General features: G+C 63.7%; 24 protein-coding genes. 10 read left to right on the top strand and 14 right to left on the bottom strand.

The window, feature by feature from the left end; all coding sequences use genetic code 11:
* Window positions 1-3: 3 nt before the first annotated feature.
* From ACVIGB_RS15825 to ACVIGB_RS15815, 3 genes are read right to left on the bottom strand one after another with little or no spacing between them, the layout of a single operon-like run.
* Window positions 4-777 (bottom strand): SDR family NAD(P)-dependent oxidoreductase, encoded by a 774-nt coding sequence (locus ACVIGB_RS15825; RefSeq protein WP_456721925.1) that lies wholly within the window; start codon window positions 775-777, stop codon window positions 4-6.
* Window positions 774-1,418: a TetR/AcrR family transcriptional regulator gene (locus ACVIGB_RS15820; RefSeq protein WP_420965222.1), complete on the bottom strand. Its 645-nt coding sequence runs from the start codon at window positions 1,416-1,418 to the stop codon at window positions 774-776. Before ACVIGB_RS15820 ends, ACVIGB_RS15825 begins: the two co-directional genes overlap by 4 nt.
* On the bottom strand, window positions 1,415-2,911 hold the full coding sequence (locus ACVIGB_RS15815; RefSeq protein WP_456721926.1) for an AMP-binding protein: 1,497 nt from the start codon (window positions 2,909-2,911) through the stop codon (window positions 1,415-1,417). The genes ACVIGB_RS15820 and ACVIGB_RS15815 overlap by 4 nt, the downstream gene beginning before the upstream one ends.
* A gap of 169 nt (window positions 2,912-3,080) precedes the next feature.
* Here ACVIGB_RS15815 and ACVIGB_RS15810 point away from each other — a divergent pair, with 169 nt between their 5' ends.
* The 9 genes from ACVIGB_RS15810 (at window position 3,081) to ACVIGB_RS15770 (ending at window position 11,226) form a co-directional block, all read left to right on the top strand.
* Complete coding sequence (locus ACVIGB_RS15810) at window positions 3,081-4,340, top strand: ABC transporter substrate-binding protein (protein ID WP_456721927.1); 1,260 nt, start codon at window positions 3,081-3,083, stop codon at window positions 4,338-4,340.
* Window positions 4,341-4,435: 95 nt separating this feature from the next.
* Window positions 4,436-5,338 carry a branched-chain amino acid ABC transporter permease gene (locus ACVIGB_RS15805; RefSeq protein ID WP_092125855.1) on the top strand — a complete coding sequence of 301 codons (903 nt, stop codon included), beginning with the start codon at window positions 4,436-4,438 and terminating at the stop codon, window positions 5,336-5,338.
* Window positions 5,335-6,354 (top strand): branched-chain amino acid ABC transporter permease, encoded by a 1,020-nt coding sequence (locus ACVIGB_RS15800; protein WP_456721928.1) that lies wholly within the window; start codon window positions 5,335-5,337, stop codon window positions 6,352-6,354. The genes ACVIGB_RS15805 and ACVIGB_RS15800 overlap by 4 nt, the downstream gene beginning before the upstream one ends.
* Before the next feature lie 2 nt (window positions 6,355-6,356).
* Window positions 6,357-7,115, top strand: a complete 759-nt coding sequence (locus ACVIGB_RS15795; RefSeq protein ID WP_456721929.1) for an ABC transporter ATP-binding protein — start codon at window positions 6,357-6,359, stop codon at window positions 7,113-7,115.
* Window positions 7,112-7,828 carry an ABC transporter ATP-binding protein gene (locus ACVIGB_RS15790; RefSeq protein ID WP_456721930.1) on the top strand — a complete coding sequence of 239 codons (717 nt, stop codon included), beginning with the start codon at window positions 7,112-7,114 and terminating at the stop codon, window positions 7,826-7,828. The genes ACVIGB_RS15795 and ACVIGB_RS15790 overlap by 4 nt, the downstream gene beginning before the upstream one ends.
* An 84-nt stretch (window positions 7,829-7,912) precedes the next feature.
* On the top strand, window positions 7,913-9,139 hold the full coding sequence (locus ACVIGB_RS15785) for a CaiB/BaiF CoA transferase family protein (protein ID WP_456721931.1): 1,227 nt from the start codon (window positions 7,913-7,915) through the stop codon (window positions 9,137-9,139).
* On the top strand, window positions 9,136-9,912 hold the full coding sequence (locus ACVIGB_RS15780) for an enoyl-CoA hydratase/isomerase family protein (RefSeq protein ID WP_456721932.1): 777 nt from the start codon (window positions 9,136-9,138) through the stop codon (window positions 9,910-9,912). Before ACVIGB_RS15785 ends, ACVIGB_RS15780 begins: the two co-directional genes overlap by 4 nt.
* Window positions 9,913-10,368 carry a MaoC family dehydratase gene (locus tag ACVIGB_RS15775; protein ID WP_018272840.1) on the top strand — a complete coding sequence of 152 codons (456 nt, stop codon included), beginning with the start codon at window positions 9,913-9,915 and terminating at the stop codon, window positions 10,366-10,368.
* A 3-nt stretch (window positions 10,369-10,371) separates the two neighbouring features.
* Window positions 10,372-11,226 (top strand): HpcH/HpaI aldolase/citrate lyase family protein, encoded by an 855-nt coding sequence (locus ACVIGB_RS15770; RefSeq protein WP_456721933.1) that lies wholly within the window; start codon window positions 10,372-10,374, stop codon window positions 11,224-11,226.
* Here the strand turns inward: ACVIGB_RS15770 and ACVIGB_RS15765 are convergent, their stop codons facing one another.
* The 8 genes from ACVIGB_RS15765 to ACVIGB_RS15730 form a co-directional block, all read right to left on the bottom strand.
* Complete coding sequence (locus tag ACVIGB_RS15765) at window positions 11,227-12,429, bottom strand: CaiB/BaiF CoA transferase family protein (protein WP_456721934.1); 1,203 nt, start codon at window positions 12,427-12,429, stop codon at window positions 11,227-11,229. It abuts the gene before it with no gap.
* Window positions 12,430-12,458: 29 nt separating this feature from the next.
* Window positions 12,459-13,502 carry a TRAP transporter substrate-binding protein gene (locus ACVIGB_RS15760; protein ID WP_456721935.1) on the bottom strand — a complete coding sequence of 348 codons (1,044 nt, stop codon included), beginning with the start codon at window positions 13,500-13,502 and terminating at the stop codon, window positions 12,459-12,461.
* A 40-nt stretch (window positions 13,503-13,542) separates the two neighbouring features.
* Window positions 13,543-14,832, bottom strand: a complete 1,290-nt coding sequence (locus tag ACVIGB_RS15755; RefSeq protein ID WP_456721936.1) for a TRAP transporter large permease — start codon at window positions 14,830-14,832, stop codon at window positions 13,543-13,545.
* Window positions 14,829-15,389, bottom strand: coding sequence for a TRAP transporter small permease (locus ACVIGB_RS15750; RefSeq protein WP_456721937.1), 561 nt, complete (start codon window positions 15,387-15,389; stop codon window positions 14,829-14,831). The genes ACVIGB_RS15755 and ACVIGB_RS15750 overlap by 4 nt, the downstream gene beginning before the upstream one ends.
* A 17-nt stretch (window positions 15,390-15,406) precedes the next feature.
* Complete coding sequence (locus ACVIGB_RS15745; RefSeq protein ID WP_456721938.1) at window positions 15,407-16,438, bottom strand: TRAP transporter substrate-binding protein; 1,032 nt, start codon at window positions 16,436-16,438, stop codon at window positions 15,407-15,409.
* A 346-nt stretch (window positions 16,439-16,784) separates the two neighbouring features.
* Window positions 16,785-18,377, bottom strand: a complete 1,593-nt coding sequence (locus tag ACVIGB_RS15740; RefSeq protein ID WP_456721939.1) for an ATP-binding protein — start codon at window positions 18,375-18,377, stop codon at window positions 16,785-16,787.
* Window positions 18,374-19,078, bottom strand: a complete 705-nt coding sequence (locus ACVIGB_RS15735; protein ID WP_456749159.1) for a response regulator transcription factor — start codon at window positions 19,076-19,078, stop codon at window positions 18,374-18,376. Before ACVIGB_RS15735 ends, ACVIGB_RS15740 begins: the two co-directional genes overlap by 4 nt.
* Before the next feature lie 28 nt (window positions 19,079-19,106).
* Window positions 19,107-20,594, bottom strand: coding sequence for a DUF4153 domain-containing protein (locus ACVIGB_RS15730; RefSeq protein WP_456721940.1), 1,488 nt, complete (start codon window positions 20,592-20,594; stop codon window positions 19,107-19,109).
* Window positions 20,595-20,839: 245 nt separating this feature from the next.
* Between ACVIGB_RS15730 and ACVIGB_RS15725 the strand changes: the two genes are divergently transcribed.
* Window positions 20,840-22,144, top strand: coding sequence for a glycoside hydrolase family 3 N-terminal domain-containing protein (locus ACVIGB_RS15725; protein ID WP_456721941.1), 1,305 nt, complete (start codon window positions 20,840-20,842; stop codon window positions 22,142-22,144).
* A gap of 10 nt (window positions 22,145-22,154) precedes the next feature.
* Here the strand turns inward: ACVIGB_RS15725 and ACVIGB_RS15720 are convergent, their stop codons facing one another.
* The 3 genes from ACVIGB_RS15720 to ACVIGB_RS15710 all read right to left on the bottom strand — a co-directional run bounded on the left by ACVIGB_RS15720 (window position 22,155) and on the right by ACVIGB_RS15710 (window position 24,551).
* Entirely contained in the window at window positions 22,155-23,309 is a 1,155-nt protein-coding gene (locus tag ACVIGB_RS15720) for an OpgC domain-containing protein (protein WP_212310258.1), read from the bottom strand.
* A gap of 166 nt (window positions 23,310-23,475) precedes the next feature.
* Complete coding sequence (locus tag ACVIGB_RS15715; protein WP_212310257.1) at window positions 23,476-23,751, bottom strand: hypothetical protein; 276 nt, start codon at window positions 23,749-23,751, stop codon at window positions 23,476-23,478.
* 161 nt (window positions 23,752-23,912) lie between these two features.
* Entirely contained in the window at window positions 23,913-24,551 is a 639-nt protein-coding gene (locus tag ACVIGB_RS15710) for a LexA family transcriptional regulator (RefSeq protein WP_456721942.1), read from the bottom strand.
* Window positions 24,552-24,650 lie beyond the last annotated feature (99 nt).

The raw sequence follows: 24,650 nt of genomic DNA, 5'->3' as shown, positions 1-24,650 counted from the left end.
TCCTCAGCTGGCCGGTGTGTCCGGCAGACCGCCATAGGCGGCCCAGGTGGTGCCCACGATGTAGCCGGCATCGACCGGCAGGTTGATGCCGGTCACGCCGCTGCTCTGCGGCGAGAGCAGCCAGGCGATCGCCTGCGCCACCTCCATCGGCTCGACCAGCCGGTTCATCGCTGTCGGGCGGGCCAACAGATCCTTGTTCAGGGCGCCCGACGCGATGCCCGCCTCGAGCGCCACTGTGCGGGTGAAGCCGGGCGACACCGCGTTGACGCGTACGCCGGAACGGCCCCATTCGGCGGCGAGCGTCTGCGTGATCTGGATGACGCCGGCCTTCGCCGCGGTATAGGCGTGGATCGGACCCGACGTCATGCCGGCCACCGAGGCGACGTTCGCGATCGCACCGTGACGCCGCTTGGCCATTCCGATGCCGACGCTGCGCGCGACCAGAAAAGTGCCGCGCAGGTCAATATTGACCTCGCGGTCCCATTGCTCCATCCGTACCCGCTCGATCGTGTGCATCTTGCCGAACACGCCGGCCGCGTTGACGAGGCCGGTGATCGGGCCGTGCGCTTTCTCGATATCGGCGACGCCGGTGACGACGGCGCTTTCGCTCGCGACGTCGAACGGCGCCGGCCAGAGGATGGCGGCCGTTCCGACCAGCGGCTCGGGCGCGATGTCGACGATGACGACGCGGTGTCCTTGATCCGCAAGCAGCGTTGCGGTCGCCGCGCCAATGCCGCGACTGCCGCCGGTGACGAGGATAATGCCGTCGGCGCTCATGACTTTCTTCCCTTGTCGCTCGTGGTGAACAGGCCGCGCGTGACCAGCTTCTGGTAGGCCGTGATGACGTAGTCGGGCACGGCGGTGACGCCTTGCTCGGAATAGGAATAGCGGCGGCTGAGATAACCGCGTGCACCCATCAAGACCTGGACGATGGCCTCGAACTCCTCGTCGCTGAAGGTGTTGGTGGCGCCCGCGGCCCGTGCACGCTGCAGGATCCGGACATAGGCATTCGAAATATTGTCGAAATGCTTCTGGTAGCCGATCGGCGCGAAGAACTCGGCCTCGTTGAGGATGCGGAGAAACTCGGGGACCTCGCGGATGAAATCGAAGAAGGCGCTGAAGCGCTCGACCTCCTGCCGGGCTTCGTTGGCAGTGCCGGTGCGTGCATGGATGAAGCGGACCATGTCGAGGCCGATCTTCGGCAGCAGTTGGTCGAGCAGTTCCTGGCGGTTCTCGAAATGATTGTAGAAGGTGCCTTGCGCCACACCGGCGGCTTCGGTGATGCGCGCGACCGAGGCTTCGGCATAGCCGTATTTGCCGACGACCTTGGTTGCGGCGTCGAAGATCTTCTGCTTGGTCCAGGCGTTGCGCTCGACCCGGTTCAGTTTTGTCACTTTGGCGGATGTCGCTTGCGTCATGCGGTGGCCTCGAGTTCGGCGCGGAGCACGCGTTTGAGCACCTTGCCGGATGGATTGCGCGGCAGGCTGTCGCGGATGATCAACTGCCGCGGCACCTTGAAGCCTGCGAGCCGCGCACGGCAGAATTCGGTGAGATCAGTCAGGTCGAGCCTTGCGTCGTCCGCCAACACCACGATGGCGACCGGCTTCTCGCCCCAGCGGTCGTCGGGCAGGCCGATCACGGCGACCTCGCGTACCCCGGGGATTTCGTAGATGGCGCGCTCGACCTCGGAAGAGGCGATGTTCTCGCCGCCGGAGATGATCATGTCCTTCTTGCGATCGGTCAGATAGAGGAAGCCGTCGTCATCGAGATGGCCGACGTCGCCGGTGCGGAACCAGTCGCCGAAGAAGGCCGATGCCGTCTTCTCCGGATCCCTCCAGTAGCCCTGCGTGATCTTCGGGCCGCGCAGGCAGATCTCGCCGTTCTGGCCGGCGGGCAGGCGCTTGCCGGCGTCGTCGCGGATCTCGATCTCGACATGAGCGATCGCGCGGCCGGTCGAGCCGATCTTCTCGATCTCGCGGCCGGCGTCCATGAAGGTATCGCCGCCGCAGCTTTCAGTGAGGCCATAGGCATCGATGTAGCGCGCGTTCTTGAAATAGTCAGAGAAGGCGCGGATGCGGACTTCCGGCGTCTTCTCGCCGCCGCCGATTGCCCATTTCAGGCTCGAGACATCGTAACGCTCGCGGTTCGGGCAGGTGAGGAGGGCCGTGGTCATGACCGGCGCAAACCACGCCGCATTGAGCTTCTCGCGCTCGATGGCGGCCAGCGCCGGCTCGGGCTCGAAGGTGCGGTGAATGCACAGCATGCCGCCATGCCAGAGCACGGCGATGCCGGGCAGGTCGAGCGCGCCGACATGATAGAGCGGGCCGACGACGAGCAGCCGCGTGTCGGCGTTCAGCCCGAGCACCACGGTCTGGTCGGCGGATTTCCAATAAATGTTCTCGTAAGTGAGCATCACCCCCTTGGGGCGATCCGTCGTGCCCGAGGTGTACATCAACCGCATCAGGTCGCGTGGTTGGCGTACATGGATCGGCGCCGGCGCAATGTCCGGCGCAAGATTGGTGACGCTGGATTGCGCGGCTTCATCGAGCAGCACGACCGGTGCATCGCCAGCTGCGATCGCGGCAAATTCCTCGTCGGCGACGAGCAGGCGCGCGCCGGAATTGCCGACGATGTAGCCGACCTCAGCGGCCGACAGGCGATAATTGACCGGCAGGAACACCGCGCCGATATGGCTGGTCGCGAATACCAGTTCGAGAAAGGCCGTGCTGTTCTTCATCAGGACCGCGACGACGTCGCCGGGCGCAATTCCGCGTGTCGCGAGCCAGCTGCCGACCTGCCGGATCCGCAGATCGAAATCTGCATAGGAGACGTCTTCGCCGCGATATTTCAGCGCACAGCAGTCCGGAGTCCGCCTCGCATGAAATGCGATGAAGCTGGAAAGATTGATCATTTGCCGCTCGTCGGGCCGATTCCGGCGCCGCTTTCTCCCTAGATGAATTGTGAGTCGTAATTCATCTTTGGCTTGACGTCACCCCCCTTGCTCTGAAAACATCGTGGCCATGGAGACGAAACGATCTCCGACAGGGATTTGGGAACGCGAACCCGACAGGGAGGGGAATATGACGAGGACCCGGAAACCGGGCATCAGCCGGCGCTCGACGCTTGCGCTGATGGGCGCCGGCGCGGTGACCTTTGCTGCGCCTTGGGTGGCGCGCGCACAGGCCAAGACCATCAAGATCGGCATGCCGACCATTCTATCGGGTCGCGTCGCGCAACTCGGGACGTCCTCGCGCAATGCGGTGATGCTGGAAGTCGAGAAGGTCAATGCCGCAGGCGGCCTTGCCGGGCGGCAGATCGAGATGGTGATCCGCGATTCCAAGGGACAGCCGCAGGAAGCCGCGCGCATTGCGCGCGAGCTCGTCAACACCGACGGCTGCGAGATGCTGCTCGATGGCGAGGCATCGTCGGGATCGTTCGCGGTTCACGAGGTGGCGCGCGATCTCGGCGTGCTCTGCATCCACACCTGCTCGGAAGCATCGTCGCTGACCGCCGATCCCAAGCAGCACATTCCGAACGCCTTCCGTTGCGTGCGGCAGGGCATTCATGACTCGATCGTCGGCGCCGGCTACGCGGCCGGGATCGCCAAGGCCAAGGGCCTGAAGAAGTGGGCGACCTGCTCGCCGGACTATGCCTATGGCCGCGATACCACCGGCGAATTCGTGCTGTACCTGAAGAAATTCGCGCCCGATGTCGAGATCATCAGCGAATCCTGGCCGAAGCTGTTCCAGCCCGATTACACCGAGGTGGTGACCAAGATCCTGCAGGCCAAGCCGCAGGCGCTCTATTCCTGCTTGTGGGGTGGCGATCTCACCTCCTACATCGACCAGGCTAACATCTACGCGATGTTCAACCAGATGGAGGTGTTCGCGGTCAACATGGCCGACTACACCGCGCTCACGGTGGTGAAGAACCTGCCCAAGGGCATCCACTCCGGCGACCGTTACATCAAGACATTCCCGCCGACCCCGGAGAATGCAGCCTGGGGCGATGCCTACAAGGCGAAGTACAACGAGTACCCGACCAACTGGTCCTGGCAGAACGCGACGGCCGTCATGTTCCTCAACGAGGCCGTCAAGAAGGCGAACTCGACCGACGGCAAGAAGGTCGCAGAGGCTCTCACAGGGTTGACTATCAAATGCCCGTTCGGTGCCGACGGCACCGTGACCATGCGCGCCGACGACCACACGTTGGTCGGCTACGCAATCGGCTGGGGCACCACGATCCCGCAGGAGCCCTACGTGCCCGACGTCAAGGCCGGAGACTGGAAGACCATCTTCGAACTCGAAGCCGAGTGGAAGAAGAGCAAGGGCTACACCTGATCCGCATGCGGGGGCGGAGGCAGCGTGCTGTCTCCGCCTTGCATCTGATGTTTGTCGCGCGCCGGCGTTGCGGCCCGCCGTAATGGATGATTCTCGTGGACCTCGACGCGCTCGCCAGTTGCCTCACCAGTCCTGCATGCCTGGTGACGCAGACCACCAGCGGCCTGATCATCGGCATGCTGCTGTTTCTTGTCGCCGTCGGGCTGACGCTGATCTTCGGCGTGCTCAAGGTGGTCAATTTCAGCCACGGCGCCTTCTATATGTTCGGCGCCTATTTCGCGATGACGGCCTATCAGCTCACCGGCAGCTTTGCGCTGGCGATCCTGAGCGGCGCCGTCGGCACCGCGCTCCTCGGCCTGATCTTCGAGCGCGCCTTCATGAGCCGGGTCTACGGCCGCGACGTGCTGATGCAGCTCCTGGTCTGCTATGCCTTCGTCCTGATCTTTGATGACGTGGTCCGCATGATCTGGGGGCCTGAATTCAGGTCGATGGGCATGCCGGCCGCGTTCCAGGTTCCGCCGTTGTTCATCGCCGGCGGCGTGGTGCCGCCATATTATCTGCTGCTGATTGGCGTGGCGCTCGTCGCTGCCGTCGTTCTCGGGCTGGGGCTGGCGCGTTCCCGGATCGGCAAGGTGATCCGTGCGGCTGCGCACAATCCCGGGATGGTGTCGGCGCTCGGCATCAACACCGGGCTGATCTATGGCGGCGTGTTCGCGCTCGGCGGCATGCTGGCGGGACTGGCGGGAGCGCTTGCCGCGCCGGTGCGCTCGCTGACGCCGGGCATGGGTTTCTCGGTGCTGATCGAGTCCTTCATCGTGACCGTGATCGGCGGCATGGGCTCGATCCTGGGGGCCCTGATCGGCGCGCTCCTGATCGGGCTGATCCGCTCGTTCGGATCGCTCGGCTTCCCGCTGTTCACCGAGGGACTGATGTATCTCTTCATGGTGATCGTGCTGGTGTCGCGTCCGACCGGCCTGTTCGGCAAGGAGGTCGCATGACCGAGTTGCAGGCAGGCCAAGGCGCGCAACCCCTCGAAGTGCCCCGGATCGACGCCAGGCCGCAGCGCTATCGCGATCTTTTGATTGCGCTCGCGGCGTTTGTCGTGCTCGCGCTTCTCCCGATGTTCTTCGGCAGCAAGCAGCTGCTCGACTTCGTGATCCGCTGCGCGGCCTATGGCCTGTTCGCGACGTCGCTCAACCTTCTGGTCGGCTGCACCGGGCTGATCTCGTTCGGGCATGGCATGTTTTTCGGCCTCGGCGCCTATGGTTTCGGCCTCATGATGCAGAAGACCGGTGTGCCGATCCCGGTGGCTTTTGTCGCCACGCTGGCGATAACCTTCGTCGTTGCCGTCGTCATCGGCGCGATCTGTGTGCGGCTGAAGGAGATCTATTTCGCCTTCGTCACGCTGGCGTTCCAGATGCTGATCCACTCCACCATCCTGTCGTGGCAATCGCTGACCGGCGGCGACCAGGGCCTGCGCGGTGGCATTCCGCGGCCGCCGTTTCTCGGCATCGACCTCTCGAACCATCTGCATCTCTACATCACGAGCTGCGCGCTGCTGGTGATCGGGCTGCTCTTGATGCGCCAGATCGCGCAGTCGCCGTTCGGCTACACGCTGCGCATGATCCGCGACAACGCCACGCGGGCGAGCTTCATCGGCATCGATGTCTGGCGCGCGAAGCTGACAATCTTCGTGCTGGCGGCGCTGTTCGCGGCGACCGGCGGCATCATCATGGCGCTGTTCGTCTCCGGCGCCTATCCCGAATTCGCTTACTGGACGATCTCCGGCGAGGGCATTTTCATCAACATGCTCGGCGGCGTGACGACCTTCCTCGGGCCGATGGTCGGAACGGTGCTGCTGCTGATCCTCAACGACACCGTGACCCGCCTGACCGAGTATCACGGCATCGTGCTCGGCATCGTGATCCTGTTCTTTGCCATCGGCCTGCGGAAAGGGCTGATGGACTTTGTCGTCGAATGGTTCGCGCAGCGCCGCGGCGAGGGGCACGGTTAGCCATGCTGAAAATTCGCGCCCTCTCGAAATCCTTTGGCGGCGTCAAGGCGACGGACAACGTCTCGCTCGATTTCGCCGACGGTTCGCTCACCGCCGTGATCGGCCCCAATGGTGCCGGCAAGAGCACGTTCTTCAACCTGATCACGGGCGCGCTGCGCCCGGACGCCGGGCAGATCCTGCTCAACGGCATCGACATGGCGGGCAAGACGCCACCGGAGATCGTGCGCCACGGCATCGGCCGCGCCTTCCAGGTCGCGAGCATCTTCCCGTCGCTGACGGTCGAGGAGACGATGCTGGCAGCGGTTTGCGCCGATCAGCGCCGTGCCGGCGTGATGCATCGCCGCTTTCCATTGGCCGAGACGCGCGACCGCGCCGAGCACGCGATGGAGTTGCTCGGCCTTGCCAGCAAGCGCAACAGGACCGCGGCGACGATGTCGCATGGCGACCAGAAGCTGCTCGATATCGCGCTCGCGCTGGTGCTCGATCCCAAAGTGTTGCTGCTCGACGAGCCGACCGCCGGCATGGGTACCGAGGAGCGCTGGCGCATGATCGACAAGGTGCGCGAGCTCTGGGAGGAGCAGAAGATCACCGTCGTGTTCATCGAGCACGACATGGATATCGTGTTCAAGATCGCACCTGAGATCGTCGTGCTGTGTTACGGCCGGATCCTGGCGACGGGGACGCCTGATGCGATCCGCAGGAATGAAGCCGTCATCGAGGCCTATCTCGGCAGCGACGACCACGCGGGAGCGGTGGTATGAGCACGCAGCCGGTGGTGCAGGTCGAGGATCTCGACGTCTACTACGGCACCAGCCAAATATTGTTCGGCGTCGGCCTCTCGGTGCGGAAGGGCGAGACCATGGCGCTGCTCGGCCGCAACGGGGCCGGCAAGTCGACCACCATGAAGGCGATCATGGGATTGGCGCCTGCGCGCCGCGGCAAGGTGACCTTGCGCGGCAACGTGGTCTCCGGGATGAGGCCGCATCACATCGCGCGGGCCGGGCTCGGCTTCGTGCCGGAGGACCGCCAGATCTTTCCCGAGCATACGGTCGAGGACAACCTCGTCATCGGCCAGAAGACGGGGCCGGACGGCGAGGACGAGTGGTCGATCCGCCGCGTCTATGACGTGTTCCCGCTGCTGGAGCCGCTGCGGCACCGGATTGCCGGACGGCTGTCCGGCGGCGAGCAGCAGATGCTGGCGATTGCCCGCACGCTGATGGGCAATCCGGTGCTGCTGCTGCTGGACGAGCCGAGCGAGGGGCTGGCGCCGATCATCGTGCAGCGCATCGGCGAACTGCTGCGGCAGCTCCGCGGCACCGGTGCCACAGTATTGATCGCCGAGCAGAACATGCATTTTTGCCTTGGCCTTGCGAGCCACGCGACGGTTATCGACAAGGGACAGATCGTCTACACATCCTCCATCGATGAGCTGAAGGCCAACGATAACATCCGGCAGCGCTATCTGGCGCTGTAGGCATGATCCGGAAAAGTGTGGAGCGGTTTTCCGAGAGGATCATGCACAAAAGAATAGGGCTCTTCGACAGCTGTGGGAGGACAAATGGCGGGCGAACGCAAGCTGATGCCGACGCACGAGGCGCCGTATCGCGGGCTGAAAGTGCTGGATTTCGGGCAGGGGATCGCCTCGCCCTATTGCGCGATGCTGCTCGGGGTCTACGGCGCCGACGTCATCAAGGTCGAGCCGCCTGAAGGCGACTGGTCGCGCTATTTGGGCACGACCTACGGCAACCACACGACTCTGTCGGCGGTCTATAACCGCGGCAAGCGCAGCCTGTGCCTCGACATGAAGCACAAGGACGGGATCGCGATCGCGCAGCTTCTGGCGCGCGAGGCGGACGTGCTGATTGAAGGGTTTCGTCCTGGTGTCGCGGAGCGGCTCGGGCTCGGCTACGAGAGCCTGTCGCGCGACAATCCGGGCCTGGTCTATCTGTCGGTCAGCGGCTTCGGGCAGAGCGGGCCCTATGCAAAGCGGCCCGGCTCGGATTCGGTGGCGCAGGCGTTTTCGGGACTGGTGTCGGTCAATATCGGGACCGATGGTGTGCCGCACCGGGTCGGCACCACGATCTCTGACGTCGTCACCGGCGTGTACGCGTTCCAGGCGATTGCGACGACGCTGTTCGCACGTGCGACGGTCGGCACAGGCCGCTGGATCGACGTCAATCTCTGCCAGTCGACGTCGGGGCTGCTTGGCCATAAGGTCGCGGAGTTCATCCTCGAGGGCGGTGCCCCGCGCGCGCTCAATGTACCGGCCGGCACCTACCAGACCCAGGACGGCTGGATGATGGTCACGCTGGTGAACGAGCCGCAATACAAGCGGCTGTGCGGTGCGATCGACCGCGAGGATCTCGCCAGCGATCCCCGTTTCGCCGACTTCGCCCGACGTGCGGACGCTGCCGACACGCTGATCCCGCAGCTGCGCGAGGTGTTCCTGACGCAGCCGACGGATGCCTGGCTCGCGCGGCTGCACGCCGCCGATATCATCGCGGAGCGCATCCTCAATCCCGGCGAATGGCTGCGCAACCCGCACGTCGAGGCGACCAGGGCGTCGGTTCGCCAGGATACGCCGGGCGTCGGCGCGGTCTATTCGCCTCGGACGCCGGGGATCGCGAGCCTGTCCGAGGATCATCTTTGTCCTGCGCCGGACGTCGGGCAGGATAGCCGCGCGGTGCTGACAGAGGCTGGTCTTGGCTCGGCCGAGATCGACGGCTTGCTGCTGTCGGGCGCGGTGCGGCAGGCCAAAGCGATGACAGGAGGCAAGACATCATGAGCACGGACCTCGTTCGTTACTCGATCAGCAACCAGATTGCGGAGATTGTGCTGGACCGCGGGCCGGTGAATGCGCTCAGCATCCCCTTGATCGACGCGTTGCTGGCGGCGCTGGCGAAAGCGCGCGATGATGACACGGTGCGCGCCGTCATCATCAGCAGCGCCCACAAGGTGTTTTGCGCCGGACTCGACCTTGACATCGTCAGGGGCAAACCCGCGATCGAGACCAAGGCATTCCTCGAGCGGCTGTATTTCGCGCTGAACGATACGCAGTACCGCATGGGCAAGCCGACGATAGCGGCGGTCGATGGCGCGGTGCGCGCAGGCGGCATGACGATCGCGATCTCATGTGACATGATCATCGCGGGCGACAGTTCGACCTTCGGCTATCCCGAGATCGATGTCGGCCTGATCCCGGCGATCCACTTCGTGCAGTTGCCGCGGCTGGTGGGGAAGCACCAGGCGTTCGGCCCGCTGTTCCTCGGCGAGCCCTTCGATGCCGCGACCGCCTACCGCATGGGGCTGCTCAGCGAAGTGGTGCCGAAGGGCACTGCGCTCGATCGAGCCCGCGAGATCGCGCGGAAACTTGCGGCGAAATCGCCGATCGTGATGAAGATCGGCCGCGATGCCTTCATGCGCGCGGTCGACGCCGATTTCCGCCGCTCGGTGGAGAACACGGCGGAAAGCTTTGTTGTGGTCGCGTCGACGGAAGACTGCCAGGAAGGGCTGAATGCGTTCGTTGAGAAGCGAACGCCCAACTACAAGGGACGTTAAATGGCTGGATTGTATTTCGAAGAGTTCGAGGTCGGGCAAGAATTCCATCACGAGTTCAGCCGGACCGTGACGGAGATGGACAACACCATGTTCAGCCTCCTGACCATGAACCCGCAGCCGCTGCACATCGATGCGCATTTCTCAGAGAAGACCGAGTTCGGCCAGCGGCTGTTCAACAGCCTCTATACGCTCGGCATCATGATCGGTATGAGCGTGTACGACACGACCTTGGGAACCACGGTCGGAAACCTCGGCATGACCGACGTCAAGTTTCCGAAACCAGTCTTTCACGGCGATACCTTGAAAGCGCATACCAGGATCATCGGCAAGCGCGCCAGCAAGTCGCGGCCGACCCAGGGCATTGTCGAATTCGAACACACCATGACCAACCAGCGCGGCGAGGTGGTGGCAAGCTGCCGCCGCACCGGCCTGATGCACTGCAAGCCGAAGGCATAGACGATGCGATCGTTCCTGTTCGTTCCCGGCGACAGCACCCGGAAATATGAGAGCGCGAAGAAGACCGCGGCCGACGCATTGATCCTCGACCTCGAGGATTCCATCGCACCGGAGCAGAAGGTCGTTGCGCGCGGCATCACGCGCGAGATGCTCGATGCGCGCAATCCGGACCAGAAGCTCTATATCCGCGTCAACGCGCTCGACACCGATCTGACGCTCGGCGACCTCGCGGCCGTGATGCCCGGAAAGCCTGATGGCATCGTGCTGCCGAAATGCGCCGGCGCCGCCGACGTCAACAAGCTCGCGCTCTATCTCGATGCATTCGAGGCCGCCTCAGATATCGCGCAGGGCACCACGCGGATCGTTGCGGTCGCAACCGAGACGGCGCGGGCGGTGCTGAAGATCCTGGACTTCGAGAACATGAGCCCGCGGCTCTGGGGCATGATGTGGGGTGCGGAGGACCTTGCGGCCTCGCTCGGCGCAACGCGCAACCGCACCGACCGCCGCTATCATTCGCCCTTCATCCTCGCCCGCGATCTCTGCCTGATCGGCGCAGCAGCGGCCGGCGTGGTTGCGATCGACACGATCGCCACCGATATCAACGATCTCGACGCGTTGGAGGCGGAGGCGATCGCGGCGCGGCAGGACGGCTTCCTCGCCAAGGCCGTGATTCATCCCAAGCATGTCGATGTCGTCAACGCGGCCTTCATGCCGACGGACGAGGAGATCGCATGGTCGGAGCGCGTGATCGCCGCGTTTGCCAACAATCCGTCCGGGGTCGCCAAGATGGACGGCAAGATGCTGGACAAGCCGCATCTGCGCGCCGCCGAGAAAATCTTGGCGTCGCGCAGGAAATAGTCAGTCGGGTTCGATCAGCGCGCCCTCCTTGAGGAGGGCCGCAATCTCGGCATCCGCGAGTCCAGCCTCGCGCAGGATCTCCCGGCCATGCTCGCCGAGGTTCGGCGGATAGGTCCGGATCGATGGCGGCGTCTTGCTCCAGGTGGCGGCCGGGCCGGCCACGCGCAGCGTGCCTTCGGTCGGATGCTCCATTGATTGGATCAGCCCGACGGCGGTCAGATGCGGATCGTCGATCAGGCTGTCGAGGTCGTGCAGCGGCGCGTGCGGAATGTCGGCTTCTTCGAAGAAGCGCATCCATTCGGCGGTGCTACGGGTCTTCATCATCTGCGAGAACCAGTCGTAGACGAAGTCGTAGTTCCGGGTTCGCGCAGAGATGCTGTTCAGCCGCGGGTCGCGGTCGGCTTCGTTCGCAAGGCCGATCTTGGCGAAGAACGCGTTCCATTGTTTGTCGGAATAGACCAGTGCGCAGATGTAGCCGTCGCTGGTTTGATACGGACGGCGGTCGGGCGACAGCAGCCGGGAATAACCCGGCGGGCCGATCGGCGGCTCGAAGCTGCGCCCGGCCATGTGATCGCCGAGCACGAACTGCGCCATGGTCTCGAACATCGGGATTTCGATCGCCTGGCCTTCGCCGGTGCGCTCGCGGTGGAACAGCGCCGCGAGGATAGCGTGAACGGCATTGAGGCCGACGATGCGGTCGGCCATGGTCGCCGGAGAGTAGCGCGGCTCACCGGTGATCCTGCCGGTCAGCGCGGGCAGGGCGGTCAGCCCCTGGATCAGGTCGTCATAGGCGGGCCGGCCGGCATAGGGCCCGGTCTCGCCGAAGCCGTGCAGGCTGGCATAGACCAGCCGCGGGTTGGTCGCGAGCAGATCGTCGGCTCCGAGCTTCAGCCGCGCCATCGCCGCGGGGCGGACGTTGTGGACGAACACGTCGGCATCCGTGGCAAGACGCAGCAGGGCCGCGCGGCCGACGGCCTTCTTCAAATCGAGCACGATTGAGCGCTTGTTGCGATTGCCCTGCAGATACATCGCGCCCATCGCGGAATGGCGCATCGGGGCGGCGTGGCGCATCACATCGCCATCGGGGCTCTCGACCTTGATCACGTCGGCGCCGTAGTCGCCGAGGATCATGGTCGCGTAGGGTCCCATCATCACGCTGGTGAGGTCGATGATCCTGACGCCGGAGAGCGGGCCCGCCGGCACGGATGGTTTGTCTCTCGTCGGCGCCTGGCTCAATGGGTAGCGGCCAGTGCTTCGGTGAAGGCCTTGAAGACGTCGGTGCCGGGCTTGCCGCGCTTGTCGACATCTTTCACCCAATCCTGTGCCACCGACTTGAAGGCGGTGTCGAACACCTTCTTGTCGTCGGCGCTGAAGTTGATGACCTTCATGCCCTGCGACTTGATCTTGTCGGCCGCAGCCTTCTCTCCGTCCTCGAACCGCTTGCAGGCCTCGCGCGTGGTCTGCTCGCCGGCCTCGACCAGCGCCTTGCGCACATTCTCGGGCAGCGACTTGAATTTCAGCTCGCCGATCGAATAGGTGAAGATCGCGGTGCCGAAGTTCAGCCCCTCGGTGCCCGACTTCAGGATCTTGCCGAAGTCGTAGGATGCCGAGCTCTGGTAGGAGAAGATCAGCCCATCGAGCGTGCCGCGGGTCAGCGATTCATAGATCTCGGGCGCGGCCATCCGCACCGGCACGCCGCCGATCGAGCGCATCATCAGGTCCATCGCGCCGCCGGTGGTGCGGATCTTCAGGCCTTCGAGGTCCTTTGCCGTCTTCACATCGCGGCTGGTCGCAAGCTGGACCTGGTAGGCCGGCAGCGCGAGCGTCACCAGCGGCCGAAGCTGGTTCGGCGCGAATTCCTTCGTCTCCAGGATGCCGCCATTGTGCGAGACTTTGTAGAAGGCGAGTGAGCCCTGGCACTCGCTGTCGAAGATGCCGGGCAGTTCGGCGACCGCCGTCAGCGGAAACTTGTCCGACGAATAGGATGGCACGATGTACGAGACGTCGGCGACGCCGAGCGCGGTAAGCTGGGCCATGTCCTTGGCCTTGCCGAGCTGCTCCGCCGGGAAGTGCTGGAACGTGACCTGGCCATTGGTCAGCTTGGTGACGAGCTCTGAAAACGGCTTGCCGACGAGTTCATGGATCACGTGGCCGGACGGCAGGCTGTCGGCAAGGCGCAGGATGATCTTCTCCTCGGCCAGGCCCGGTGATGCGGAGGCTGCCAGCAATGCGGTGCCGACACCTGCGCCGGCGAGGAAACGGGAATAGAAATTCATAACGGTCTCCCAGAGATGGCCGTCTCGACCGACGGCTTCTTCAATGTTGCATGTGGTTCGGCAGCCAGAGGATGATCTCCGGAAATGCCACGAAAATGGCGATTGCGATCAGATGCGCGATGAAATGCGGGAATGTGCCGCGGAACACCTCGCCGACGGGGCGGTGTGCATAACGGGCCACGATGAAGCAGTTCAATCCGATCGGTGGCGTGATCATGCCGACCTCGGCAGTCACGATCTTGATGACGCCGAACCAGATCGGGTCGAAGCCGAGCGACTTGATCAGCGGCAGCACGATCGGAACCGTCAGCACGAGGATCGCGATCTGATCCATGAACGAGCCGAGCACGATGTAGCCGCACAGGATCAGCGTGATGATGATCCAGCGCGAGACGTCGAGCCCGCCGACCCACCCGACGATGTTCTGCGTGACCTGGGTGAGGGTGAAGAAATAGCCGAAGATGTGCGCGCACATGATGATCAGCACGATCATGCAGGTGCCCTGGGCGGCATGCCGTAACGTCGTGTAGAGCGACGTCAGGTTGATCTTGCCCTTCCAGCAGGCGAGACAGAAGGCGCCAAACGCACCAAAAGCCGAGGCTTCGGTCGGCGTCGCGATCCCGAGATAGATTGTACCTGTGACGATCGAGAACAGGACCACCATCGGGCTGACCTGCCAGAGCAGGCTGAACCGCTCCGACCATGTCACGGCCGATATCGTCGGTGCGCGCGAGGGATCGAGCAGCACCAGGATATAGATCGTCGACATGATGATGATGGTGACGAAGACCGCCGGGATGATGCCGCTGATCAGGAGCTTTCCGATGTTCACCTCGGCAAGCAGCCCGAAGATCACGAGCGCCACCGAGGTCGGCAGCAGCATCGCCAGCGTGCCCGAGATCGCGACGACGCCAGCGGCCATTTTGGGCTCGTAACCCTGGCGGATCATCGCGGGCAGGCTGGTCGAAGAGAGTGTCGCGGCGGAGGCTGTGCTGGTACCGCAGATCGAGCCGAAGCCCGCGCCAGCCAACGCGGTCGCCATGCCGAGACCGCCGGGGATGCGTCCAACCCAGGCTGCGGCGGTCTTGAACAGATCGTCGGCGACGCCCGACAGCAGCACCAGGTCTGCCATCAACAGGAACATCGGGATCGTGATCAGCTCGTAGGAGGTGACGGCCGACAGTGGCGTGGTCTGCAGCACGCCGAGCAGGATGGGCAGGCCGCCGGTCAGATAGAGGCCGAGCCCGCCGGAGAATGCCATGGCGAACGCGACTGGTGTTCCGATCGCGAGCAGGAAGAACAGCAGCGCGAGGATGAAGGTCGGGATCATTCGAAACCTCCGGCAGCCTTGTCCGAATGACCGGAGATGGCCGGCAGCGGCAATAAATTCTCGCCGGTCAGGAGGCTAGCGGTATTGGCAATGAGATGAACGGCAAGGCGCAGCGCGAGAATTCCCGCGCCGACCGGCACGAAGATCGAGGACGCCCAGGTCGGCCACGGGATCGCACCGGCCATCACGTCGCCCGATACATAATTGTCGAGCGCGCGCTGATAACCGAGCCAGGCGATCGGAACGAAGATCGCGAGGCCGACGAGGTTGGAGATGATGACGCACAGGCGCTGCATGATCGCCGAGAAGCGCGGCAGCAGGATATCGACGCTGATATGGCCGTTGACCGCGTAGGTGCCGGAGAGGGAGAGAAAGAACACGCCGGCCATCACGTAGAGCGAGATCAGGTCATAGGCCCAGGAGAACGGCCGGTTGAACACGTAGCGCATCACGACATCGGAGAAGACGATGATCATGATCGCAAACATCAATGCCGCGGCGATGGCCGAGGTCACCCTCTCGATGGCGCTCAGAGCCTTCAGGCTTGTCTTGATCACGTTGGGCTCCGTCCGCGTTACTGGGCCGGCACGGCTGCAACGGCAGCACTGAATTCCTTCAGGGCGTCGCTGCCGCGCTTGCCGCGCGCATCGAGCCCGTCGGCCCATGCCTTACCCACGCCTTTCGTCAGGTCCTTGAGCTTTGCGACGACGTCAGGCTGCAAGGTGTCGAAGTGGACGCCTGCGGCCTCCATCGACTTCATGGTCTCGCTGTCCTGCTTCTGCACTTCCTTGCAGGCAGACGGCAGGATTTCCTCGGCGGTGTCGATCATCGCCTTCTGGATCTCCGGCGACAGTTTCTTCCAGGCGTTCTCGCTGATCGAATAGGCGACCACGAAGCTCGCGAAGCCAAAGCCGTCGGTGGAATGCTTCACGAGCTTGTCGGCGCCATAGGCGACGACGCTCTCGAGCGGAAACAGCAGACCGTCCATCGTGCCGCGGGACAGCGACTCATAGGCGTCGGGTGCCGCCATGCGCACCGGCACTGCGCCGATCGCGCGCAAGGTGAGGTCCTGTGCGCCGCCGGTCGACCGCAGCTTCAATCCATTGATGTCGGCTGTGTCCTTCACCGGCTGCTTCACGGTCAGGATACGATAGGGCGGCAGGCTCACCGCGAGCAGCAGGCGTATGCCGTTTGCGGTATAATCCTGCTCTGCAATCACGCCGCTCCGCGCGGCCTTCCAATAGGCGAGCGTGCCCTGGCAGGAATGCTCGAACGCGCCAGGGAGCATCGCGACTTCGGAGACCGGCATCTTGTCGGACACATACGCGGGCGCGATATAGCCGATGTCGGCGACGCCGGTTTGCGTCAGCTTGAGCATGTCGGCGGCCTTGCCGAGCTGCTGGGCCGGATAGTGCTCGAACATCACGGCGTTGTTGGTGCGCTTCTGCACCTCGGCCATCCAGGGCTCGAGCACGAGGCGGACGAGATAGTGTCCCTTCGGAAAGGAATCTGCCACCCGCAGCTTGATCGGCTCGGCTGCGGCCGCCAGATTGATCGATGCGATGAGGAAGCCGTAACCGGCCAGCGCTCGCCGAAGCCCGCCCATATGTCCTGCCCCTGAGTAGCCTTGTTGTTTTGCGCAGCTGCGCACAAACGAATTTGCGCGTCAAGCAGGGCTCGGCTGAGCATGCCTGATCGGACAACCGGAGAGCGCGGGCCACCATGCGCCGACGCGATTGCGAGGGCGGAAGGGATCACGCGAGGACGTCGATGCGCTTGATTTCAAGCCGTAAGCGCGCGACGGCCAACCGGTTGGAAGCTGATGCTGAGAGGCAACCAGATCGCGCTGTCAATTTTGTCCACCACGCGGGAAATTCCTCCGGTGTGCTCGACGGCTCAGCGCCGCTGGCGGCATGGCGCCCGCGATCATCATCGAGCGGGTCTGATCCCGTTCAGACCGCCGGAAACTCCAGCGCGAAAGCGACGCCTCGGCCTGAGGGCAGGAGACGGATCGCGCCGCCATGGGTCACCATGACGGCTTGCGCGATGGCGAGGCCCATGCCGGTGCCGCCGCTGTCGCGGCGGGTGGTGAAGAAGGCATCGAAGATCTTGTCGCCGTTGGCGTCGGAGATCGGGTCGCCATCGTTGCTCACCGTCACCCAGACGGTCGAGGCTTCGGCGGTCGCTTCGAGCTGCACCAATTTGGCATTGTGACGGAACGCGTTGTCGGCCAGGTGCGCCAGCACGATCAGCGCCTTCTCGCCGGACATCCCGATCGGGCGGTCGAGGTCGCCGCTGGCCACGATCGTCCGCTGCGCAAAGCGGCTCTTCAGGTTCGCGATGACGCCAGAGAGTGAGGTCTGCTCGTTCTGCGGAGCGCTCTCCGCGCGCGCCAGCTCGCGCAGCCGCTGGCTCATCGCATCGAGCCGCGCGACGTCGGCAAGGATGTTCGAGATGAAGCTCTGTTGCTCGAATCGGGTCAGCGTATCCGACTTGCTTTGAAGCGAATCCTGCAGCAGCTCGGCCGCGCCCCTGATCGATGTCAGCGGCGATTTCAATTCGTGCGTCAGGTGTGCCGAGAAGGTGGCGATGTAGTCGGAACGCCGCGACAGCTGCTGAGCCATGTCGAGGAAGCTGTCGGAGAGCTGGGCTAGCTCGCGGGTCCCATAGTGCTGCAGGGGCTGAAACGCATTGCGGTCGCCGCGGCCGATCCGCACGGCGCGATCGACGAGCTCGCGCATCGGACGCGTGACCGTACGGGAGAACATCAGCCCGATTGCAACGGTCGCCAGCAGCACGGCCAATGTGGCGAGCAGGAACTTGCCGCGCTCCTGATAGAGATGATCGAAGATGTTGCTCGGCGTCCGCGACGTGTAGATCACGCCGGCGACGTGATCGTTGACGATCACGGGCATCGCGGAGAAGACATGGACACCGACGCCGCGGCTGATCGAATAGATCGGTGGCGGAGGCTTGTCCGGCATGCGGATCCGGAGCGCGGCGCTATACTGGCCGCCAAGCGCCGCGGCCACTTCCTCGATATGGGCAAGCGACTGCCCGACCTCCTGGCGTCCGGCGATCACCACGCCTTGCGGATCGAGAATACGGAAACCCGCCAGCGTGACCTTCTGGGTCTCCAGGATGATGGGCATGAGCGCGGTACCGATCTCGATATAGGCTGGATCCGCCGGCTTCGCCGCCGGCAGCGCGTCGGGCCGCCGCCGCAGCAGGTCGTTGCCGGCGAGATCGAGCGCGGGACGGATCGGCGTCACCTGGTCGTCGGGGTCGGGCAGGGCCTCCTGAGGGACTGTAGCGCCGAGCGGGATGCCATCGCCAAGCCGTGCCTTCACGTGTTCGGCGTAGATCGCGGCAAGGACGCGGCTTTGCGCGATCAGCTCGGCTTGCGTCTGGTGAATCAGCTGATTGTCGTAGAAGCGAAAGAAAAACAGCCCCATCAGTGGCAGGACCGCGACCGAGGCAAGCACGGTGAAGATGACCAGACCAAGCGACGGTCGCCACTTCTGGCGGGCGCGGAACGATGTCATGCTTGTTGCTCGCAGCGACCGAGCTTGAAGCCAACGCCGTGAACGGTTTCGATAACGTTGTCGCAGTTAACGGCTGCGAGCTTGGCCCGGATGTTGCGGATGTGGCTGTCGATGGTGCGGTCGGAGACCTGGATGTTGAGCTGGTAGGCCGCGCTCATGATCTGCTCGCGGTTGAACACCGCCGTTGGCCGCGTCAGGAAGGCGCACAGAATTCCGAACTCGATCGCGGTCAGGCGCAGCGGCGCGCCTGCGAATGCCGCCACGTGCTGCTCGGGATCGACCGAGAGATGTCCCCGGGAGAGCACGCCGGCCTCTGTCCTTGTCTCCGCCTTCCGCGGGGTCAGGCGCCGCAGGATGACATTCACCCGCGCGACGAGCTCGCGCGGGCTGAACGGCTTGGTCACGTAGTCGTCACCGCCGATCTCCAGGCCGAGGACGCGGTCGATCTCGTCGTCACGGGCGGAGAGGAACAGGATCGGCACGTCGGACGATTTGCGGATCTCGCGGCAAACCTCGAGGCCATCGAATTCCGGCATGCCGATATCGAGCACGATCAGGTCCGGCCGCTCGCCGGGAAACCGGGTCAGCGCCTCCTTGCCGTCGCGGGCCTCGGCCACGTTCATGCCGGCCTTCTTGAGCGCGACGCGGATGACCTCGCGGATATGCAGGTCGTCGTCGACGATGAGGATGCGGTGCGTCACGAGTCGTCTCCGAAAACCGGCGCTTCGACTATCCCGGCGCGTTGCTCTGCCGCCCGTCCAGGAAACGCTGAAGCCGCCAGCCGCGAAAGCTCCAGCTGCGCCATGAGGCCATCTGCTGGCGTTGCTGTTCTACAAGGCTATTGCGGCGAGAGACAAGGACCGGGTTGGTGTAACGCAGTTGGATCGCCTGGTCGATGGCCGGAAGCGCGTTCGGGCCGAGCTGCATCAGGTAGTCCATATCCAAACTGACGCCACTGCCCGAGGCTTCGTGGCTGTGACTGACATTATAGTCGGCGATGACGGCGGCGAAATTGATCAGAGAGCCGACATAGAGCACGATGGTCAGTACCAACAGATTGCCGCGGACGAGCCATTCATTCGATGCCCGCAGGGCAATGCGCACCAGAATCAGGATCAGCCCGACGGCGACGAGCAGCATCCAGACGAATGCCGCGACGCGCCAGTAGGTGAGCAAATAGGTTTGGACATAGAGATCAAGCCGGAGCATCGAGGAGATCACCAGTAGAACATTCTGCCCGACCCAGAGGTAGACGAGCGGTCGGATCACCCGCGATTGTTCGGCCGGGCCGCCCGGCCGCATCGCGACCAGAACGAAGGCCGCGGCCAGGAGCGCCGTGACAATCAGTGGATAGGCGCCGCGGTGGGCGTAGGACGCGTAAGTGATGGCGGCGGGAAGCGTTGCGTTGCCCCAGAGATAGATCGCATCGAGAATTGTCTGAATCGAGAACAGCAAGTTGAACAGGATCAGAGAGCGCAGGATGGTGCCTGCGCCGAACAAGTCGATGAAATGATCGGGTTCGGCCGGACCCTGTGCGGAAGATCGCGGTCCGCTGGGCGCGACATTGGTGTGGCGCCGCCACTTGATATGGACGAATGGCCAGACCAGCGCCGATACGAGGATCCAGAACAGCGTGCGACCGAGGCTGAGGCTGGCGGCGGGATTGCCGGGGTTCAGCTGGCTGATCCATATCTCCAGCACCGGATTGGCTGCGACGAACAGAAAGACAAACACGGTTCCGAGCAGCAACGGCACGAACCATAGGATGAACCCCCTGGTGAGGCCCGGCAGGTCGAATGCGCTGACGACGTCCCGGAACAACCTGAAAGGGCTGACCAGAAGGAGATCCACCAGCGAGGCAGCTCCCCTGGTTACGCTGTCAAGACAGGGATTGGTCGTCAGAGCAAGCGCGGTGCCGAGCGCAAGAATGGCGAAGGCCAGCGAGACTGCGTTGACCTCCTCCAGGGCAGGGAGTAGCCCGGCCACAACGATCGCGCCGGCGATCGGCAGCCTGTGGCGAGCGACGTGACCGAAGTTGGCGGCCAGTGACACGCCGGCCAGCGCGAAGGCGAAGAGGACCACCGAGAGTCCGGCGTTCTGATCATAGAACAACCAATCGGCCAGCGCGGCGAGCGCAAGCGCGGCGGCGGCCTTGGCCGGCGGCAAACCATTGGCAATCGAGTGGGTCTCGGTTTCCGGTGACTCTAGGCTTGTCATCATGACCTCTGGGCTGAAGGACGTGTGGACTTCAGCGGTTGCGCTGACGTCATCGACGGGTGTGCGAACGCAATCCTGGTTGCGGCAGGGCGCACCTTGGGTTGGCCGCGTGCAGACGGCGGGAAGGCGATCAGCAGGAGTTCAGGATTGTTATGCAGATTGCGTGCAGAGCGGTCTTATCCGCTCGCTGCGGCGAGTCCGGTCTGATACGGACGATACGTTCGGTCCGTTCACCCGTCGTCCCCATGCAAGTCATCAAGCGCGTCGGCATTGCCCTGGCCTGGATCGTCGGGCTCGTATTCGTCTTGGCCGGCGTCAACAACAACGATCCCTATCTGGTCCCGTTGCGCGGGACGGGCAATCTTCTCCTCGTGCTCGCGAGCATCGCCGTCGCGTTCATGCTGGTCCGCGGCGCCACGTGGCGGAGGCGGACGCGGTCAGGAAGGCTCCTGGTTATCCTGTGGTGCCTGCCGCCGCTTGCGATGCTCGCCGCGCATGGCGTGTTCGAGGTGCGGAAGCACCGCGTTCTCCAGACCGAGCCGGTCCTCGCGCGGTCGCTGGGGCAGCATTTTATCGTCGGCTATCGGTCGTTCGACGAGGTCGCGCCGCTTGTGGAGAAGGGGTTCGTTGTGGGCATCTATGTCACCCGGCGCAACATCGCCGGCAGGACGGCTGGTGCCTTGAAGGCGGAAATCGCCACACTGCAGGCGAGGCGGCGGGCCGCGGGGCTGCCGCCGCTGATGGTCGCGACGGATCAGGAGGGCGGCATCGTTTCGCATCTCGCACCGCCGCTGACAAGGCTGCCAGCATTGGCCTCCCTGGCCGAGCTGGCGCCGGATGAGCAAAAGGCGAAAGCCGAGGAGTTCGGGCGCATCCATGGACGCGAGCTGGCGTCGCTTGGCATCAACCTGAATTTTGCCCCGGTGCTCGACCTGCGACCGGCGGCGAAGCACAACCGGCTCGATTTCAATACGCTGATCAATCAGCGCGCGATCTCCGATGATCCGGCCAAGGTGAGCGCGATCGCGGGCGCCTACATCCATGGCCTCGAGTCCGCGGGCGTCAATGCCACCGTGAAGCACTTTCCGGGATTGGGCCGCGTGCGCGCCGATACGCATCATTTCAACGCCGATCTCGATACGCCGGTCAACGAACTGGAGGCGACGGACTGGCGTCCGTTCCGCGATGTGCTGTCGTCGACCGATGCGCGCCTGATGGTTGGGCATGTCGCGGTGAGTGCGGTCGACCGGGGGCGGCCGGCGTCGCATTCAAAGGCCGTGGTCGACGGGCTGATCCGGAAGAGCTGGAACTACCAGGGCATCGTCATGACGGACGATCTGGTGATGGGCGCGATCTATCAGCACGATGTCTGCACCGCAGTCGTTGAGGCGTTGAACGCGGGCGTCGATCTGTTGCTGGTCGCCTATGACGGGTTGCAATTCTACCGCCTGTTCGCTTGCGCGACGGATGCAGCTGCGCGAGGGGGCCTCGACACCGCCATGCTGCACGACAGCGAGACGCGGCTAAGGCGCGCGCTGCTGGTCGACTAGATCGATGGATTCAGGAATGAGCGCCGACCGCCGATTTGTTGTCCTGCTGCTTCGACCACGAGACGTAGTAGGCGACAGCCGTCATCGCCGCGAGACCGGCGAGGCTGACCGCGACCTGCCTTGTCAGTGAGTAAGGGCCGGTGATCAGAATCAGGTGCGCGGCGAAGGAGAGGAACACGCCTGCACAGAACACGGCCAGCCATTCCTCGCCGCATTTGATGATCGGCTGCAGGGCGTAAGATCGCAGATATCCCCAGTCGCGCGGCACCAACCAGGTGAACAGGAATGTCAGGGTCAGGAAATGCAGGATGCGGTGAGGTGCGACATCCTCCCGGTCGTTCTGCAGCAGCATGTCGCTCAGTCCGCTCGGCATCATTTGGGCGAGTGCCGGGATATCGCTACTGGAGACGATCGTCAGCGCGAACAGCAGGTACAGCAACGCCGTGGCGCGCAGCGCGGCAACGGCCTGCATCGCGCGGATCGCGGGTGCATAGCGCGTGCCGATGAGCGCGAGCCAGCCACCCATCACGAACAGCAATTGCCAGCAGAACGGATTAAGGTACCAATCCCCGTACGGATATGAAGTCAGGTTCCAGTCGAACACGCGGGCGGTAGCGTAAAGCGCCACGGACGCGAGAAGCGTTGCGTTTGGCACGTAGAGCAATCCGAGTACGACGAACGGCTGGAAGGCCATCAGGGCGATGGTGAGTTGCAGCACGTCGAGATTGAGGGGTTTGGCCTGCAGGAACAAGCCGTAGATCAGCGTCCGGATCGGGTGGTCGATGAATCCTGTGATGTTGAACTCGCTGATGATCTCGGGCGCCGCGGTCCGCGTGGCGACATAGCTGATCAACTCGACATAGATCACGAACAGGACGATATAGGCAGCATAGAGCTGCCATACGCGCTTGAAGATCCGGGTTGCTGCCACGACGAATCCGCGCTCCAGCGCCATCCGGGCGTAGATGAGCGTCACCGCATAGCCGCCGATGAACACAAAAAGGTCGGTCGCGCCGCTAAAGCCGAAATTGCGCATGGTCAGCGCACTGACGACGTTGTGCGGAACGTGATCCAGGAACAGAAACCAGTTTGCGATGCCAAGCAGCAGCGCGATCCTGAGATCGCCATCGGCTCTCGCGATCTCGGCGTTTGTTGTCGAAGTCATCTGAAGCTGAAATCTGCCGGCCCGAGAAAACGATTTCGCGAATCTAGTGGGAACCCACGCCCGGTCCGAATAGACTCTGCGTGAACCCTATCTAGTCTGTTTCGGGTTCCGGCCAAGTGGCCGGTCCAAGAAAGATCACGTTCTCGCAATCGCCGCGTGAGCGCGGTCAGACCGGCTCGTGTTTGCGCAGGTCGCGGGCGTGATCCAGTGTACTGGCTTGCAGGTTTGCGCCGGTCGGGGCGACCTCCGGCAGGGCAGCCTCCGCGAGGATATCGTCCGTGATATCCTCGACCGAGCACTCGGCAACCTCGTGGATGAAGCTGATGTTGGTGTATTCCCCTGACGCGACCCGTGAGATGACCTCGCGCCGCGTCATTTCGGGATCGACGATCGCCTCGCGGCCACGGCGGCCATAGTCGATCATCACAACAAAATACTGCATTGCCTGGCGGTTCGATGCGTTGACTTTCGTTGTCCATTATTTCCGATAATCGGAATTATGTCAAGGGAAATTGACGATAATCGGAACTCGGGCGCGGTCGCACCGACCGATTCGGGCCGAAGGCACCCGAATCGGTCAGGTCGGCCCCTGCAGCCGGGCGGCTATTTCTCGGACGACCGTCCGCCCTGCGCCCGGGCTGATTTGCGGCCCTTAGCCGCTGTCTTGCCGCGCAGCCTTTCGATCTGGCCGCGGGGCAGGGTGACGCAGATCTCGCCGATCCATTCGAGCTTGACGCCGTTGATCGGCTTGGCATTGAAGCTCTTCAGGTTGACCGTGCCGGATGAGCTGCCCCGCTCGATCGTCTTCAGATAGCGCTCGCCGCTCTTCAGCCGGACCGCAGCTTCCTCTCCGTAGAAGCTCGACAGCGGATAGCGCTGCTCGCGATACACCACGATGACATCGCCGTTCTCGTATTTCGGCAGCATCGAATCGCCCGAAACCTCGAAAGCGACGGTTTCCTGCGTCATCGGGAAGGGCAGCTCGATCTCGCCGAGACCCTCCGGCGGGACCTGCTCAAGTTCCGGCTGGATCGAGGCACCGGCGCCGACCCGGCCCACGATCGGCACCGCGTTCAGCTCCAGGTATTCCATGATCGGGGCGATCTCCGATGCCTTGATCAAGCGGATTCCCGACAGGATTTCGGACACCGCCCCGGCCCGAACCCCCATTGCGCGGGCAAGCCCGCCCTTGCTCTTTCCCGTCTTTTCCAGAGCTCGTTCGATAAGTGCCGCGTCCAGCATGTTTCATCCTCTCCAAAGCTGGACATACTCTTACCGTTACGATTATCAGAATTCAAGCTTGACTTTTTCTTCGGAATATCGGAAGGTATGCGAGGCGCC

The organism is Bradyrhizobium sp. USDA 4341 (assembly GCF_054063755.1).
The sequence above is the reverse complement of the archived record's forward strand: the minus strand, read 5'-3'. Positions and strand labels throughout refer to the sequence as shown.